The 15,147-nt window shown below is 69.6% G+C and carries 13 protein-coding genes; 7 read left to right on the top strand and 6 right to left on the bottom strand.

Annotated features, from left to right (window positions below):
- Positions 1-68 precede the first annotated feature (68 nt).
- The 5 genes from yajC to KVT44_RS06095 all read left to right on the top strand — a co-directional run bounded on the left by yajC (position 69) and on the right by KVT44_RS06095 (position 6,931).
- On the top strand, positions 69-581 hold the full coding sequence (gene yajC / locus KVT44_RS06115) for a preprotein translocase subunit YajC (protein ID WP_054233948.1): 513 nt from the start codon (positions 69-71) through the stop codon (positions 579-581).
- Positions 582-720: 139 nt separating this feature from the next.
- Entirely contained in the window at positions 721-2,502 is a 1,782-nt protein-coding gene (gene secD / locus KVT44_RS06110; RefSeq protein ID WP_217566339.1) for a protein translocase subunit SecD, read from the top strand.
- A gap of 1 nt (position 2,503) precedes the next feature.
- Positions 2,504-3,619: a protein translocase subunit SecF gene (gene secF / locus KVT44_RS06105; RefSeq protein WP_099923764.1), complete on the top strand. Its 1,116-nt coding sequence runs from the start codon at positions 2,504-2,506 to the stop codon at positions 3,617-3,619.
- Positions 3,616-4,164 (top strand): adenine phosphoribosyltransferase, encoded by a 549-nt coding sequence (locus KVT44_RS06100; protein ID WP_190169777.1) that lies wholly within the window; start codon positions 3,616-3,618, stop codon positions 4,162-4,164. Before secF ends, KVT44_RS06100 begins: the two co-directional genes overlap by 4 nt.
- 229 nt (positions 4,165-4,393) lie before the next feature.
- The gene (locus tag KVT44_RS06095; RefSeq protein WP_190169778.1) at positions 4,394-6,931 is read left to right on the top strand and encodes a bifunctional (p)ppGpp synthetase/guanosine-3',5'-bis(diphosphate) 3'-pyrophosphohydrolase; all 2,538 of its coding nucleotides are present in this window, start codon (positions 4,394-4,396) and stop codon (positions 6,929-6,931) included.
- A gap of 103 nt (positions 6,932-7,034) precedes the next feature.
- Here KVT44_RS06095 and KVT44_RS06090 read toward each other — a convergent pair whose 3' ends face one another.
- On the bottom strand, positions 7,035-8,264 hold the full coding sequence (locus tag KVT44_RS06090; RefSeq protein WP_217566338.1) for a DUF349 domain-containing protein: 1,230 nt from the start codon (positions 8,262-8,264) through the stop codon (positions 7,035-7,037).
- Between the two features lie 135 nt (positions 8,265-8,399).
- Entirely contained in the window at positions 8,400-9,221 is an 822-nt protein-coding gene (locus tag KVT44_RS06085) for a peptidylprolyl isomerase (RefSeq protein ID WP_075027561.1), read from the bottom strand.
- Positions 9,222-9,401: 180 nt separating this feature from the next.
- Here KVT44_RS06085 and KVT44_RS06080 point away from each other — a divergent pair, with 180 nt between their 5' ends.
- Together KVT44_RS06080 and hisS are read left to right on the top strand one after the other, a co-directional pair.
- Entirely contained in the window at positions 9,402-10,127 is a 726-nt protein-coding gene (locus KVT44_RS06080; protein WP_060902378.1) for an MBL fold metallo-hydrolase, read from the top strand.
- A 12-nt stretch (positions 10,128-10,139) separates the two neighbouring features.
- Entirely contained in the window at positions 10,140-11,402 is a 1,263-nt protein-coding gene (hisS, locus tag KVT44_RS06075; RefSeq protein WP_099923767.1) for a histidine--tRNA ligase, read from the top strand.
- Between the two features lie 166 nt (positions 11,403-11,568).
- Here the strand turns inward: hisS and KVT44_RS06070 are convergent, their stop codons facing one another.
- From KVT44_RS06070 to KVT44_RS06055, 4 genes are read right to left on the bottom strand one after another with little or no spacing between them, the layout of a single operon-like run.
- On the bottom strand, positions 11,569-12,192 hold the full coding sequence (locus tag KVT44_RS06070; RefSeq protein ID WP_054233957.1) for a response regulator transcription factor: 624 nt from the start codon (positions 12,190-12,192) through the stop codon (positions 11,569-11,571).
- A complete protein-coding gene (locus tag KVT44_RS06065; protein ID WP_217566337.1) occupies positions 12,189-13,394 on the bottom strand; it encodes a sensor histidine kinase in 1,206 nt (401 codons plus the stop codon). The genes KVT44_RS06070 and KVT44_RS06065 overlap by 4 nt, the downstream gene beginning before the upstream one ends.
- Complete coding sequence (locus KVT44_RS06060; protein WP_217566336.1) at positions 13,391-14,236, bottom strand: ABC transporter permease; 846 nt, start codon at positions 14,234-14,236, stop codon at positions 13,391-13,393. The genes KVT44_RS06065 and KVT44_RS06060 overlap by 4 nt, the downstream gene beginning before the upstream one ends.
- Entirely contained in the window at positions 14,233-15,099 is an 867-nt protein-coding gene (locus KVT44_RS06055) for an ABC transporter ATP-binding protein (protein WP_121416717.1), read from the bottom strand. Before KVT44_RS06055 ends, KVT44_RS06060 begins: the two co-directional genes overlap by 4 nt.
- Positions 15,100-15,147: the final 48 nt, after the last annotated feature.

Here is a 15,147-nt window from a genome sequence, read left to right as displayed (position 1 = left end):
TCGACGGCATACATACCCCCATCCAGCAGGCCGCTCACCATCGCGGTCGAAGAAGGAAGTTCCGACCCGTGAGTCTCGTGACCCTCCTCCCGTTCATCGTGCTCATCGGGGCCATGTTCCTGATGACCCGGTCGGCCAAGAAGAAGCAGCAGCAGGCCGCTTCCATGCGCAATGAGATGCAGCCCGGCTCCGGCGTGCGCACGATCGGTGGCATGTACGCCACCGTCAAGGAGGTCAACGAGGACTCGGTCCTCCTTGACGCCGGCCCGGGCGTCGACCTGCTGTTTGCGAAGAACGCGATCGGCGCCGTGCTCTCCGACGAGGAGTACAACCGCATCGTCCACGGCGCCGAGCACGACCTGGACGCGGACGGGTCGGTCGTCCCCGACGACGCCTCCTCCCTCACCGAGACCGACGAGCCCGCCGCCGACGCCTCTTCCGACGCCTCCGACGACAAGCCCCTCGACCTCGGCAAGAAGGACGTGGCCGCCGAGCCGTCCGACAAGCCCGCCGAGGCGAAGGCCGACGAGGCCGACGAAGCAGAGCCGAAGAAGACCGACGGCGAGTCCGACGCGAAGTAGTCACGCCCCGGGGACGCGGCGCGATCCGCTTGCGCTCCGCACCTCCGGGACCTGCGTTTTCGCACGGAATCCCGACACCATGTCATGGCCGCTCCCGCGCTGACCCCGCGCACGGCGGCCCGAGAGGGAGTACGAGAAGGTGGCAGCACCGAAGAAGGGCCGGAGCGCGAGCGCCCAGAGCAGGCCGGGGCGCTCGTTGGCCTTCATCCTGATCGCCATCGCGGCGCTCACGGGGGGGATGTTCCTCTCCGGGCATCCCACCCCGCGTCTCGGCATCGACCTCGCCGGCGGCACGAGCATCACGCTCACGGCGAAGAACGAGCCGGGCCAGCCGAACGCGATCAACAAGACCAACATGAACACCGCGGTCGACATCATGAACCGCCGTGTCAACGGTCTCGGCGTTTCTGAGGCCGAGGTGCAGACCCAGGGATCCGACAACATCATTGTCAACATCCCCAAGGGCACGAACTCCAAGGAGGCCCGGGACCAGGTCGGCACCACCGCGAAGCTCTACTTCCGTCCGGTCCTGGCCACCGAGGTCTCCGGTTCGGCCGCGTCGGCCAGCCCGTCGCCCAGCGCCTCGAGCAGCTCCTCCTCGAAGGCCACGGACAAGGCCACCGAAAAGGCGACCTCGTCGAGCTCCGCGAGCCCGACGTCCTCCGCCACCTCCCAGGGCCGTGCGGTCACCGACGCCCTGAAGGCGGACTCCACGCCGTCCGCGAGCAGCTCCGCGAGCTCCTCGGCCAGCCCCTCGGCCTCCTCCAGCGCCTCGCCGTCGGCGACCAGCAGCGCGAGCGCCAGTGCCGCTGCCACCAAGCTCGAGGCTCAGTACACGGCGCTCAACTGCGCGGACAAGGCGCAGCGCGCCAAGGCCGGCGAAGGCTCCAAGGCCACCGACCCCACCGTGGCCTGCGGCAAGAACTCCTCGGGCCAGTGGCAGAAGTACATCCTCGGCCCCGCCGAGGTCTCGGGTACGGACATCAAGAGCGCCTCGGCCGTCTTCGACACCCAGAGCGCGGCGGGCTGGAAGGTCACCATGGAGTTCACCTCCGGTGGCTCCAAGAAGTTCGCCAACATCACCGGCAAGCTCGCGCAGAACCAGTCCCCGCAGAACCAGTTCGCGATCGTCCTCGACGGTGATGTCGTCTCCGACCCGTTCGTCCAGCAGGCGCTGACCGGCGGCAGCGCGGAGATCTCCGGCAGCTTCGACCAGACCGAGGCGCAGAGCCTGGCGAACATGCTGAAGTACGGCGCGCTGCCGCTCACCTTCAAGGAGTCGAGCGTCACCACGGTGACGGCCGCGCTCGGCGGCGAGCAGCTGCACGCCGGTCTGATCGCGGGCGCCATCGGCCTCGGCCTGGTCGTCATCTACCTGGTGGTCTACTACCGGGGCCTGTCGATCATCGCCATCCCCTCCCTGCTGGTCTCGGGTGCCCTCACGTACGTGATCATGGCGCTGCTCGGTCCCACCATCGGCTTCGCGCTGAACCTGCCCGCGGTCTGTGGTGCGATCGTCGCGATCGGAATCACAGCGGACTCGTTCATCGTGTTCTTCGAACGCATCCGGGACGAGATCCGCGAAGGCCGCTCCCTGCGCCCGGCCGTCGAGCGTGCCTGGCCGCGCGCCCGGCGCACCATCCTGGTCTCCGACTTCGTGTCGTTCCTCGCCGCCGCGGTGCTCTTCATCGTCACCGTCGGCAAGGTCCAGGGCTTCGCGTTCACGCTCGGTCTGACCACGGTGCTCGACGTGGTCGTCGTGTTCTTCTTCACCAAGCCGCTGATGACGCTCCTCGCCCGCCGGAAGTTCTACGCGACCGGCCACAAGTGGTCCGGCCTCGACCCCAAGGCCCTGGGCGCCAAACCACCGCTGCGTCGTACGCGCCGTCCCTCCGCCCCCGTCGACCCGAAGGAGGCGTGAGATGTCGAAACTCGGCACCCTCGGCGCCCGGCTCCACCGCGGCGAGATCGGCTACGACTTCGTCGGCAAGCGCAAGATCTGGTACGGCATCTCGATCCTGATCACCATCACGGCCATCCTCGGCCTGACGGTGCGCGGCCTGAACATGGGCATCGAGTTCCAGGGCGGCGCCGTCTTCACCACTGGGAAGACCAGCGTCTCGGTGGCCCAGGCCGAGACGTTCGCGCAGAACTCGTCCGGCCACGACGCGGTCGTCCAGAAGCTCGGCAACGGCGGACTGCGCATCCAGGTCGCCGGCATCGACACGGACAAGTCCGACAAGATCAAGGACGACCTCGCCAAGGACCTGAACGTCAACGCGGAGTCGATCAACGCGGACCTGGTCGGCCCCAGCTGGGGTGACCAGATCGCCAACAAGGCCTGGGAGGGCCTGGCGATCTTCATGGTTCTCGTCGTGATCTACCTGGCGATCGCGTTCGAGTGGCGCATGGCCGTGGCCGCGCTCGTGGCCCTGATCCACGACATCACGATCACGGTCGGCATCTACGCCCTGGTGGGCTTCGAGGTCACCCCGGGCACCGTGATCGGTCTGCTCACCATCCTCGGTTACTCGCTCTACGACACGGTCGTCGTCTTCGACAGCCTCAAGGAGCAGACGAAGGACATCACCAAGCAGACCCGCTACACGTACAGCGAGATCGCCGACCGCTCGATCAACGGCACCCTGGTCCGTTCGATCAACACCACGGTGGTCGCGCTGCTGCCGGTCGCCGGTCTGCTGTTCATCGGTGGCGGTGTCCTCGGCGCGGGCATGCTCAACGACATCTCGCTGTCGCTGTTCGTCGGCCTCGCGGCCGGTGCGTACTCCTCGATCTTCATCGCCACGCCGCTCGTTGCCGACCTCAAGGAGCGCGAGCCGCAGATGAAGGCCCTCAGGAAGCGCGTCCTCGCCAAGCGGGCCCAGGCCGCCGCCAAGGGCGAGCCCCTGGAGACCGAGGTCACCGACGTGATGCTGGACGACGAGCCGGAGGACGACGCGCCCATGGTCGTCGGCCCGCGCAACCAGCCCGCGTCCCGCAACCGCGGTCGCGGCCGACCCTCGGGGAAGCGCCGATGACCGAGCTCACGGACATCACGACGCTGCTGCTCAGCCGTATCCGCGACGTGGCCGACTACCCGGAGCCGGGTGTGATGTTCAAGGACATCACCCCGCTCCTGGCGGACCCGGCGGCCTTCACGGCGCTCACCGACGCCCTGGCGGAGATCGCCGTGCGCGCCGAGGCCACGAAGATCGTCGGTCTGGAGGCCCGTGGCTTCATCCTCGGCGCCCCGGTCGCCGTCCGCGCCGGGATCGGCTTCGTCCCCGTACGCAAGGCGGGCAAGCTCCCCGGAGCGACCCTGTCGCAGGCGTACGACCTGGAGTACGGCTCGGCCGAGATCGAGGTGCACGCCGAGGACCTGAGCGCGGCCGACCGCATCCTGGTCGTCGACGACGTCCTCGCCACCGGCGGCACCGCCGAGGCCTCGCTCCAGCTCATCCGCCGGGCGGGCGCCGAGGTCGCGGGCGTCGCCGTGCTGATGGAGCTCGGGTTCCTCGGCGGCCGCGGCCGTCTGGAGCCGGCTCTCGCGGGCGCTCCGCTGGAGGCGCTCCTCAAGGTCTGAGGGCCGCGTTCGCGACACCTGGGGGAAAGCCCCGGGAAAGGCCTGGGAAGGCCCTGAGACACCCGTAGGACACCGTGGAGGCGGGCCCGGAGGAATCCGGAGCCCGCCTCTCGCGTTCCTCCTGTACGACGCCGTCCCAGCGGCCGAAAGCGAGTCCGGCCCCCAGGATCGCTACCATGGGGTTTCCGGAGCCTGACCGGGGGACCCGGAACGCGCACGAGGAGCCCTCTTGCCAGACGAGGCCCAGCCACTCACCGCCGCCAAGCCCGAGCCTGCCTCGGCCCCCGCGGCGACGCCCGCCAAGAACGCCACGAGCGGGCCGGTCGAGCACGCCCAGTCCGCGCCCGACGGCAAGGCGGCCGAGCAGTCACGCCCCAAGCCGGCCCCTTCCGAGCGCCCCGCGAAGACTCCGGCGGTCCGTTCCGCGGCAGCTCCGTCCGGCCGCCCCAGCTCCTCCTCCAACCGTGTCCGCGCCCGCCTGGCCCGGCTCGGCGTGCAGCGCTCGAACCCGTACAACCCGGTCCTGGAGCCGTTGCTGCGGATAGTGCGCAGCAACGACCCGAAGATCGAGACGTCGACGCTGCGGCAGATCGAGAAGGCCTACCAGGTCGCCGAGCGCTGGCACCGCGGTCAGAAGCGCAAGAGCGGCGACCCGTACATCACGCACCCGCTCGCCGTCACGACGATCCTCGCCGAGCTGGGCATGGACCCCGCCACGCTGATGGCCGGTCTCCTGCACGACACCGTCGAGGACACCGAGTACGGCCTGGACACGCTCAAGCGCGACTTCGGCGACCAGGTCGCCCTGCTCGTCGACGGCGTCACCAAGCTCGACAAGGTCAAGTTCGGCGAGGCCGCGCAGGCCGAGACCGTCCGCAAGATGGTCGTCGCCATGGCCAAGGACCCCCGCGTCCTGGTCATCAAGCTCGCCGACCGTCTGCACAACATGCGCACCATGCGCTACCTCAAGCGCGAGAAGCAGGAGAAGAAGGCGCGCGAGACCCTGGAGATCTACGCGCCGCTCGCCCACCGGCTGGGCATGAACACCATCAAGTGGGAGCTGGAGGACCTCGCGTTCGCGATCCTCTACCCCAAGATGTACGACGAGATCGTGCGTCTGGTCGCCGAGCGCGCCCCCAAGCGCGACGAATACCTCGCCATAGTGACCGACGAGGTGCAAGCCGACCTTCGCGCCGCCCGCATCAAGGCCACGGTCACCGGCCGCCCGAAGCACTACTACTCCGTCTACCAGAAGATGATCGTACGAGGTCGTGACTTCGCGGAGATCTACGACCTGGTGGGCATCCGCGTCCTCGTGGACACCGTCCGCGACTGCTACGCGGCCCTCGGCACCGTGCACGCGCGATGGAACCCGGTCCCCGGCCGGTTCAAGGACTACATCGCGATGCCCAAGTTCAACATGTACCAGTCGCTGCACACGACGGTCATCGGGCCCAACGGCAAGCCGGTCGAACTCCAGATCCGCACGTTCGACATGCACCGCCGTGCCGAGTACGGCATCGCCGCGCACTGGAAGTACAAGCAGGAGACCGTCGCCGGTTCCTCCAAGATCCGTACGGACGTCCCCCGGGCGGCCAAGGGCAGCGCGGGGCAGGACACCGTCAACGACATGGCGTGGCTGCGCCAGTTGCTCGACTGGCAGAAGGAGACCGAGGACCCGAGCGAGTTCCTGGAGTCCCTGCGCTTCGACCTGTCCCGCAACGAGGTCTTCGTCTTCACGCCCAAGGGTGACGTCATAGCGCTCCCGGCCGGCGCGACACCGGTGGACTTCGCGTACGCGGTCCACACGGAGGTCGGCCACCGGACGATAGGCGCACGGGTCAACGGACGCCTCGTCCCGCTCGAATCCACCCTGGACAACGGCGACTTGGTGGAGGTCTTCACCTCCAAGGCGGCCGGTGCGGGCCCCTCCCGCGACTGGCTGGGCTTCGTGAAGTCCCCGCGCGCCCGCAACAAGATCCGCGCCTGGTTCTCCAAGGAGCGCCGCGACGAGGCCATCGAGCAGGGCAAGGACGCCATCGCCCGGGCGATGCGCAAGCAGAACCTGCCGATCCAGCGCATCCTCACCGGCGACTCCCTGGTCACCCTCGCGCACGAGATGCGCTACCCCGACATCTCCTCGCTGTACGCGGCGATCGGCGAGGGCCATGTCACCGCGCAGAGCGTCGTGCAGAAGCTGGTGCAGGCCCTCGGCGGCGAGGAGGCGGCCACCGAGGAGATCGACGAGAGCGTTCCGCCCGCGCGCGGGCGTGGCCGCAAGCGCCGCTCCAACGCCGACCCGGGTGTCGTCGTCAAGGGCGTCGAGGACGTGTGGGTCAAGCTCGCCCGCTGTTGTACGCCCGTCCCCGGCGACCCGATCATCGGCTTCGTCACCCGCGGCAGCGGCGTATCGGTGCACCGCAGCGACTGCGTCAACGTCGACTCGCTCTCCCGCGAGCCCGAGCGCATCCTCGAGGTCGAGTGGGCGCCCACCCAGTCCTCGGTCTTCCTGGTGGCCATCCAGGTCGAGGCTCTGGACCGCTCCCGGCTCCTGTCGGACGTCACCCGCGTCCTGTCGGACCAGCACGTCAACATCCTGTCCGCGGCCGTCCAGACCTCCCGCGACCGCGTCGCCACCTCTCGCTTCACCTTCGAGATGGGGGACCCCAAGCACCTGGGGCACGTCCTGAAGGCGGTCAGGGGCGTGGAGGGCGTGTACGACGTGTACCGGGTGACGTCGGCGCGCAGGCCCTCCGACGGGTCCTGACGTCCCTGGCCCGTCAACGGGCCACTACGTAGAGGGGCTCCCGTACGCACCGTACGGGAGCCCCTCTACGTAGTGGCGGGAAAGCCCAGCCGCCTCGGCCGCCTCAGCCGCCGAACTCCTGGAGACCCTTCAACGCCTGGTCCAGCAGCGCCTGACGGCCATCGAGCTCCTTCTGGAGCTTGTCGGCCCTCGAAGTGTTGCCCGCGGCGCGCGCCGTCTCGATCTGGCCCTGGAGCTTGTCCACGGCGGCCTGCAGCTGACCGGTCAGACCCTCGGCACGCGCGCGTGCCTCCGGGTTGGTCCGGCGCCACTCGGCCTCCTCGGACTCCTGCAGAGCCCGTTCCACCGCGTGCATCCGGCCCTCGACCTTCGGGCGGGCGTCGCGGGGCACGTGGCCGATGGCCTCCCAGCGCTCGTTGATGGAACGGAAGGCGGCGCGGGCGGCCTTCAGGTCCTGCACCGGGACGAGCTTCTCGGCCTCCTCGGCCAGCTCCTCCTTGAGCTTCAGGTTCTCCGACTGCTCGGCGTCCCGCTCGGCGAAGACCGAGCTGCGCGCCGCGAAGAACACGTCCTGGGCGCCGCGGAAGCGGTTCCACAGGTCGTCCTCGTGCTCACGCTGCGCGCGGCCCGCGGCCTTCCAGTCCGCCATCAGCTCGCGGTAACGCGCCGCCGTCGGACCCCAGTCCGTGGAGGCGGACAGCGACTCGGCCTCCGCGACCAGCTTCTCCTTGATCTTGCGGGCGTCCTCGCGCTGCGCGTCCAGCGAGGCGAAGTGCGCCTTACGGCGCTTGGAGAACGCCGAGCGCGCGTGCGAGAAGCGGTGCCACAGCTCGTCGTCCGACTTGCGGTCGAGTCGCGGCAGCCCCTTCCAGGTGTCCACCAGGGAGCGCAGTCGCTCACCGGCCGCCCGCCACTGGTCGCTCTGCGCCAGTTCCTCCGCCTCGACGACCAGCGCCTCCTTGGCGTGTCGCGCCTCGTCGGACTGCTTCGCACGCTGGACCTTGCGCTCCTCACGGCGCGCGTCGACCGTCTCGACGAGCTTGTCCAGCCGCTTCTTCAGCGCCTGCAGATCGCCGACCGCGTGGTGGGCGTCCACCTGTTCGCGAATATGGTCGATGGCGATCTGGGCGTCCTTCGCCGACAGGTCGGTGGTTTTCACTCGTCGCTCGAGGAGGCCGATCTCGACAACCAGGCCTTCGTACTTGCGCTCGAAGTAGGCCAGCGCCTCATCAGGGGAGCCGGCCTGCCAGGAACCGACGACCTGCTCGCCGTCGGCCGTACGCACGTACACGGTCCCCGTCTCGTCGACGCGGCCCCACGGGTCGCTGCTCACAGCGCCTCCTCCACATGATGCCTGCGAGGGGCTTCAGCGCCCCTGGGCATCGTCCACAGTTTCGTCACGGCCAACATAGGCGACCAGCCCGGCGGCTGTCCGCATCCAGCGCGACCGAAATTTCGCAGTTGACGGTCAGGATTTCGTCACGGTCAGTTTGTTGATCACGACCGTCGCGTTGGGCGCCCCGTCGCCCTGGCCTGTGCTCTCTCCGGCCGCGGCGATCTTCTTGAGAACCGTGAGGCCGGACTTGGAAATAGTTCCGAACGGTGTGTAGCTGGCCGGTAGCTGACTGTCCTGGTACACGAGGAAGAACTGGCTGCCACCGGTGTGCTTCTGGCCCGTGTTGGCCATCGCGATCGTGCCCGCCGGGTAGATGCCGCCCTTGAGGCTGGTGTCCTTCAGGTTCTCGTCCGGGATCGTGTACCCGGGACCGCCGCTGCCGGTGCCCTTCGGGTCACCGCACTGCAGCACGTAGATGCCGTTCGTGGTGAGCCGGTGGCACTTGGTGTGGTCGAAGAACCCCTTGCCCGCGAGGAAGTCGAACGAGTTCACCGTGTGCGGGGCCGCGGCCGTCTTCAGCGCGACGTCTATGTCGCCGCAGGTCGTCGCCAGCTTCATCGTGTAGTCCGCCGACTTGTCGATGGCCATCGCCGGCTCCGTCTTCCAGCTCAGCGACTTCACCGCGCCTTCGGCGGGCTTGGCGCACGGGTCCGGCGCCTTGCTGGTCGGGGAGGCGCTCGGCGTGACCTCCGCGCCCGCGTTGGCCTTCTTGTCGTCGTTCTTGAAGACCCCGGTCGCGTACGACACCACGCTGCCGACGACGATCACGCCGAGGACCGACGCGACCACCGTATTGCGCATGTGTGACTTGCGCCGCGCGGCCGTACGCCGCTGCTGTTGCCGCAAGAACTTCTCCCGGGCGAGCTGACGCCGCCGCTGTTCCTGGGTGACCACCGGGTTATCTCCTCATGCGTCTCGTACGTCAAGTGGGACGCGTGCGTCTTGTGAGCCGACCGCCTGCGTGTGCCCCGTACCGTATATGGGTTAGCTGAGGAATCGGCAGCGCCGGTAGGCTCTGATCCACAACCACCCACCCCGTACGGCATCACGCGTACGCCACCACGAAGGACGATCGTGCTCATTGCCGGGTTCCCCGCCGGGGCCTGGGGCACCAACTGTTACCTGGTCGCCCCCGCCGCCGGTGAGGAGTGCGTGATCATCGACCCGGGCCATCAGGCCGCCCAGGGAGTCGAGGACGCACTCAAGAAGCATCGGCTCAAGCCCGTCGCCGTCGTCCTCACCCACGGCCACATCGACCACGTGGCCTCGGTCGTGCCCGTCTGCGGTGCCCACGACGTACCGGCCTGGATCCACCCCGACGACCGGTACATGATGAGCGACCCGGAGCGGGCGCTCGGCCGGTCCATCGGCATGCCGCTGATGGGCGAGCTGACCGTGGGGGAGCCGGACGACGTGCGGACGCTCACCGACGGCACGCGGCTGGAGCTGGCCGGTCTGGAGCTGTCCGTCGCGCACGCGCCCGGCCATACGAAGGGGTCGGTGACCTTCCAGATGCCCGAAGCCCGCGACGGATCAGACATTCCGTCGGTCTTCTTCTCGGGCGATCTGCTCTTCGCCGGCTCCATCGGACGCACCGACCTGCCCGGCGGTGACATGGACGAGATGCTCGGCTCGCTGGCCCGTGTGTGCCTGCCGCTCGACGACTCGACCGTGGTGCTGTCCGGCCACGGCCCCCAGACGACCATCGGCCAGGAGCGCGCCACCAACCCGTATCTGCGGCAGGTGGCGGCGGACCGCCAAGCGCGCGGCGCCGAACCCGCTCCCCGACGAGGAATGTGACGAGAGACCTTCGTGAGCACCTTCAAGGCCCCCAAGGGCACGTACGACCTGATCCCGCCGGAGAGCGCCAAGTACCTCGCCGTGCGCGAGGCGATCGCCGCGCCGCTGCGCAACTCCGGCTACGGCTACATCGAGACGCCCGGCTTCGAGAACGTCGAGCTCTTCGCGCGCGGTGTCGGTGAGTCCACCGACATCGTGACCAAGGAGATGTACGCCTTCGAGACCAAGGGCGGCGACCAGCTCGCCCTGCGCCCCGAGGGCACGGCCTCCGTACTGCGCGCCGCGCTGGAGGCCAACCTGCACAAGGCCGGCAACCTCCCCGTCAAGCTCTGGTACTCGGGCTCCTACTACCGCTACGAGCGTCCCCAGAAGGGCCGTTACCGCCACTTCTCGCAGGTCGGCGCCGAGGCGATCGGTGCGGAGGATCCGGCGCTCGACGCCGAGCTGATCATCCTGGCGGACCAGGCGTACCGGTCGCTGGGGCTGCGGGACTTCCGCATCCTGCTGAACTCGCTGGGCGACCAGGAGTGCCGTCCGGTGTACCGGGCCGCCCTGCAGGACTTCCTGCGCGGCCTCGACCTGGACGAGGACACGCTGCGCCGCGCCGAGATCAACCCCCTCCGGGTCCTCGACGACAAGCGCGACGACGTGCAGAAGCAGCTGGTGGGCGTGCCGTTGCTCCGTGACTACCTCTGCGACGCGTGCAAGGCGTACCACGAGGAGGTGCGCGAGCTGATCACGGAGGCGGGGGTTGCCTTCGAGGACGACCCCAAGCTGGTGCGCGGCCTGGACTACTACACGCGGACCACCTTCGAGTTCGTCCACGACGGTCTGGGCTCCCAGTCCGCGGTGGGCGGCGGCGGGCGCTACGACGGGCTGTCCGAGATGATCGGCGGTCCCGCGCTGCCTTCGGTGGGCTGGGCGCTCGGTGTCGACCGCACGGTCCTCGCCCTGGAGGCGGAGGGTGTCTCGCTCGAACTCCCCGCGGCCACGAGCGTGTTCGCCGTTCCGCTCGGTGAGGAGGCCCGTCGGGTGCTCTTCGCCAAGATGACCGAGCTGCGCAAGCTCGGCATCGCCGCCGACTTCTCCTACGGGTCCAAGGGGCTCAAGGGGGCGATGAAGAACGCGAACCGGTCGGGGGCGCGGTACGCGATCGTCGCCGGTGAGCGGGATCTCGCCGAGGGTGTGGTGCAGCTCAAGGACATGGAGTCCGGCGAGCAGGTGGCGGTCGGGGTGAACGAGATCGTGGCGGAGCTCGAGACGCGACTGGGCTGAGAACCGGGTTTCCCGCCCCCGCCGCCCCTACCCGTCCGGACGGGCTGAAAGATGCGCGCCAGCGCTCTTAAGGGGCGCGGGGAACTGCGCGACCAGCCCCCACCCGCCCGCAGACAGGGAACACACCCGGGGGGCTGGGGGCGCAGCCCCCAGGGGCGGCAGAAGGTCAGTCCAGCAGGCCGAAGCGCATCGCGCTCGTCACCGCCGCGGTTCGGTCGTCCACCCCCAGTTTGGTGAAGGCCCGCAGCAGGTGGGTCTTCACGGTGGACTCGCCGATGAACAGACGGCGCCCGATCTCGGCGTTCGTGCAGCCCTCCGCCACCAGCCGCAGCACCGCCGTCTCACGCTCGGACAACCTCGGCCGCTCCGGCTTCGTACGGAGCTGGTCGACGAGCCGGGCGGCGACGGACGGGGCCAGCACGGTCTCGCCGCGCGCGGCGGAGCGGACGGCGTCGGCGAGTTCGGCGCGAGGGAGGTCCTTCAGGAGATAGCCCGCGGCTCCGGCCTCGACCGCCCGCAGAATGTCCCGGTCCGTCTCGTACGTCGTCAGCACGATGACCCGGCAGCCCAACCCCGCCTCGGTCATCCGCACGATCGAGTCGACACCCCCGCCCCCCGGCATCCGCAGGTCCATCAGGACGATGTCCGGCCGGAGTTCGGCCGCCAGCGCCTCCGCCTGCGGGCCGTTCGACGCGTCGGCGATCACATCGAGGTCGGGTTCGGCACTGAGCATCGCGCGCAGCCCTTCCCGTACGACGGGATGGTCGTCGGCCAGGACGATGCGGATCACGAGTCACTCCTTGGAACGGGCAGGCAGACGGTGATGGTCGTGCCCTCGCCGGGCGCGCTGCGCACACGGGCCCTGCCGCCCACTTCCGCGGCCCGGGCGCGCAACCCGGTCAGACCGTAACCGTCGACCGGTGCGGCGGGGTCGAAGCCGGGGCCGTCGTCCCGTACGGAGAGCGTCAGCGAGTCGTGGGCGTACGCCAGGGCGACCGCGATCGTCGACGAACTCCCCGCGTGTTTGCGGGCGTTGGCGAGCGCCTCCTGGCAGGAACGCAGGACCACGACCTCGGGCCCGGCGGGCAGCGCGCGCACGGGGCCGGTGACGTCGACCGTCGCCTCGTGGCGCGCGGCCAGCCGGCGCAGCGCGTCGGGCAGCGAGGCCCCGTCGAGATCGGCGGGCGCGCCCCCGGCGACCAGGGCCCGCGCCTCGGCGAGGTTCTGCCGGGCCGTCTCCGCCATCAGGGTCAGGTGGCGGCGGGCCTGCGGGACGTCGTGGTCGAGTTCGGCCTCGACCGCCTGCACCAGCATCAGCAGGCTGGTGAAGCCCTGCGCGAGCGTGTCGTGGATCTCCCGGGAGAGCCGCTCCCGCTCGGCCAGCGCGCCGTGCGCCGACGAGAGCCGGGAGAGCTCGTGGCGACTGGCGTCCAGTTCGGCGATCAGCTCGGCCCGTTCCTGGCTCTGCTCGATGATGCGGATGGTCCAGTTGCCGAAGGCCGCCGAGAAGACGAGGGTGACCAGGCCGAAGAGCGAGTTGAAGAAGACGTCCTGGCCGCTCGGCCACCACAGCAGCGCCCAGCCCACCACCGGCACGATGTTGATGACCGTCACGGCCGCCAGCGCCCAGCGCAGACGCAGCGCCATGAAGCACTGGGGGACGAGCGCGAAGGCCATCAGCCGGGTCTCACCGACGAGGATCCCCGACGGCAGGAACAGCACGATCGCCCCCGCGAGATAGCCGAGGGCCCGGCGTTCGTCGGGCGGGTCGCCGCCGAGGACGGGCCGCCCCACCATCACGTACCAGGGAACCAGCGCCACCAGCAGCGCCGCCGAGACGAGGCGCAGGGGCCACCCCGGATGCCCCGTGCCGAGCACGAACACCAGGGTGGCCACGCACACGACAGCGAAGTACGAGTCCCACAGCCGGAAGGAGCGGTCCCAGGTGTACGAGCTCTTCGCGCCGTCGGGTCCGGCGATCCGTTCGGTCATCCGTCGCGGCGGTTCTTCCAGCGGAAGGTCAGCAGACACAGCAGCAATCCTCCGACGCACCAGGCCCCCAGCACCAGAGCGATCCGCCCGAACTCCCAGCCGCCCGCCTGCTCCAGGACCTTCGCCGACTCGGGCAGGAACACCCCGCGCAGCCCCTGGCACATCCACTTCAGCGGGAACAGGGCGCCGATGTTCAGCATCCAGTCGGGGATCGTGTCGATGGCGATGTAGACCCCGGAGATGAACTGCAGCACGAGGAAGGGGAGTACGACGACGGACGTGGCGCTCTTGCCGGTCTTCGGCACCGAGCTGATCGCGATGCCGAGCAGGGCGCAGGCCGTCAGGCCCAGGACGAAGATCCAGGCGAAGTCGGCCCACTTGGCGGGATCCGAGGGCAGCTTCACGTCGTACAGCGTCGTGCCGACGACGAGCAGGATCGCCGTCTCCAGGAGGCCGGTGACCAGGACCAGCCAGATCTTGCCCAGGAAGTACGCGGACGGTGGCATCGGAGTGCCGCGCAGCCGCCGCAGCACCTTCTCGTCCCGCTCGATGGCGATGGAGATGCCGAGGGACTGGAAGCTGGTGGACATGATGCCCGCGGCCATCATCGCGGGGACGTACAGCTGGGAGGCGGTGATGCCCGCGCCCCGCACGTCGTCCTTGAAGATCGACGCGAAGAGGAAGAGGAAGACGACGGGGAAGGCGAAGGTGAACACCACCTGGTCGCGCTGGCGGAAGAACTGCTTGATCTCCAGGGCGCCCCGCCGCAGGCCGAGGCCCCAGGCTCCGGGCAGCCGCACGGAGGAGGCCTCGCCGCGTACGCGTACGGTCGTCAGGGTCATCGCGCGTTCTCCTGTCCGGTCAGACGGAGGTAGACGTCCTCCAGGGTCGGGCGGGTCACACTCAGCCCGGGTATCTCGCCGTCGAAGCGGCGGGTGAGCTCCGCGACCGTGCGCGTGGGGGTGTCCGTGCGCTCGCTGCGCGTCGTGCCGTCGGCCTCCGTCCACTCGACGGTCGCCTCGGTGCCGAAGCGTTCGCGGAGCGCGGCGGGTTCGCCTTCCGCGACGACGCGGCCCCGCGCGACGACCGCGAGCCGGTGCGCCAGCGCCTCCGCCTCCTCCAGGTAGTGCGTGGTGAGCAGGATGGTCGTGCCCTCGTCGGCCAGTTTCCGGATCAGGTCCCAGAACTGGCGGCGGGCGGCCGGATCGAAGCCGGTCGTCGGTTCGTCCAGGAGCAGCAGCTCGGGGCCGCCGATCACCCCGAGCGCCACGTCCAGACGCCTGCGCTGGCCGCCCGAGAGCGCCTTGATGCGGCTGCCCGCCTTCGCCTCCAGACCGACGAGCCCGATGACCTCCTCCGGGTCGCGGGGCCGCGGGTAGTAGCGGGCGAAGTGCCGTACGGTCTCGTCGACCGTCAACTCCGCGGGCGCCGATTCGTCCTGCCAGACGATGCCGACCCGTGAGCGCCACGCGCGTGTGCCCGTCGCCGGGTCCGCGCCGAGCACGGACACCTCGCCCGCGTCCCGCCCGCGGTTGCCCTGGAGGATCTCCACTGTGGTGCTCTTGCCCGCGCCATTGGGTCCGAGCAGGCCGAACACCTCGCCGCGGCGGATGCCGAGATCGATGCCGTCGACGGCGGTCACGTCCCCGTACTGCTTGCGCAGCCCCCGTACGTCCACCGCGAGTTCGTTCGCGTGTGTTGTCATGCCGACGAGCCTGCCGCCGAAACGAACGCTCCGGGACGACCGTGCGTA

It is taken from the genome of Streptomyces sp. GbtcB7 (assembly GCF_019091445.1).
GTDB classification, from domain to species: domain Bacteria; phylum Actinomycetota; class Actinomycetes; order Streptomycetales; family Streptomycetaceae; genus Streptomyces; species Streptomyces mirabilis.
This window is presented reverse-complemented; position numbering and strand designations above follow the sequence as displayed.

Coding starts and splice junctions, on each gene's coding strand:
- secF (WP_099923764.1), top strand. CDS start 2,504: ATGTCGAAACTCGGCACCCTCGGCGCCCGGCTCCACCGCGGCGAGATC.
- KVT44_RS06100 (WP_190169777.1), top strand. CDS start 3,616: ATGACCGAGCTCACGGACATCACGACGCTGCTGCTCAGCCGTATCCGC.
- KVT44_RS06065 (WP_217566337.1), bottom strand. CDS start 13,394: ATGACCGAACGGATCGCCGGACCCGACGGCGCGAAGAGCTCGTACACC.
- KVT44_RS06060 (WP_217566336.1), bottom strand. CDS start 14,236: ATGACCCTGACGACCGTACGCGTACGCGGCGAGGCCTCCTCCGTGCGG.
- KVT44_RS06055 (WP_121416717.1), bottom strand. CDS start 15,099: ATGACAACACACGCGAACGAACTCGCGGTGGACGTACGGGGGCTGCGC.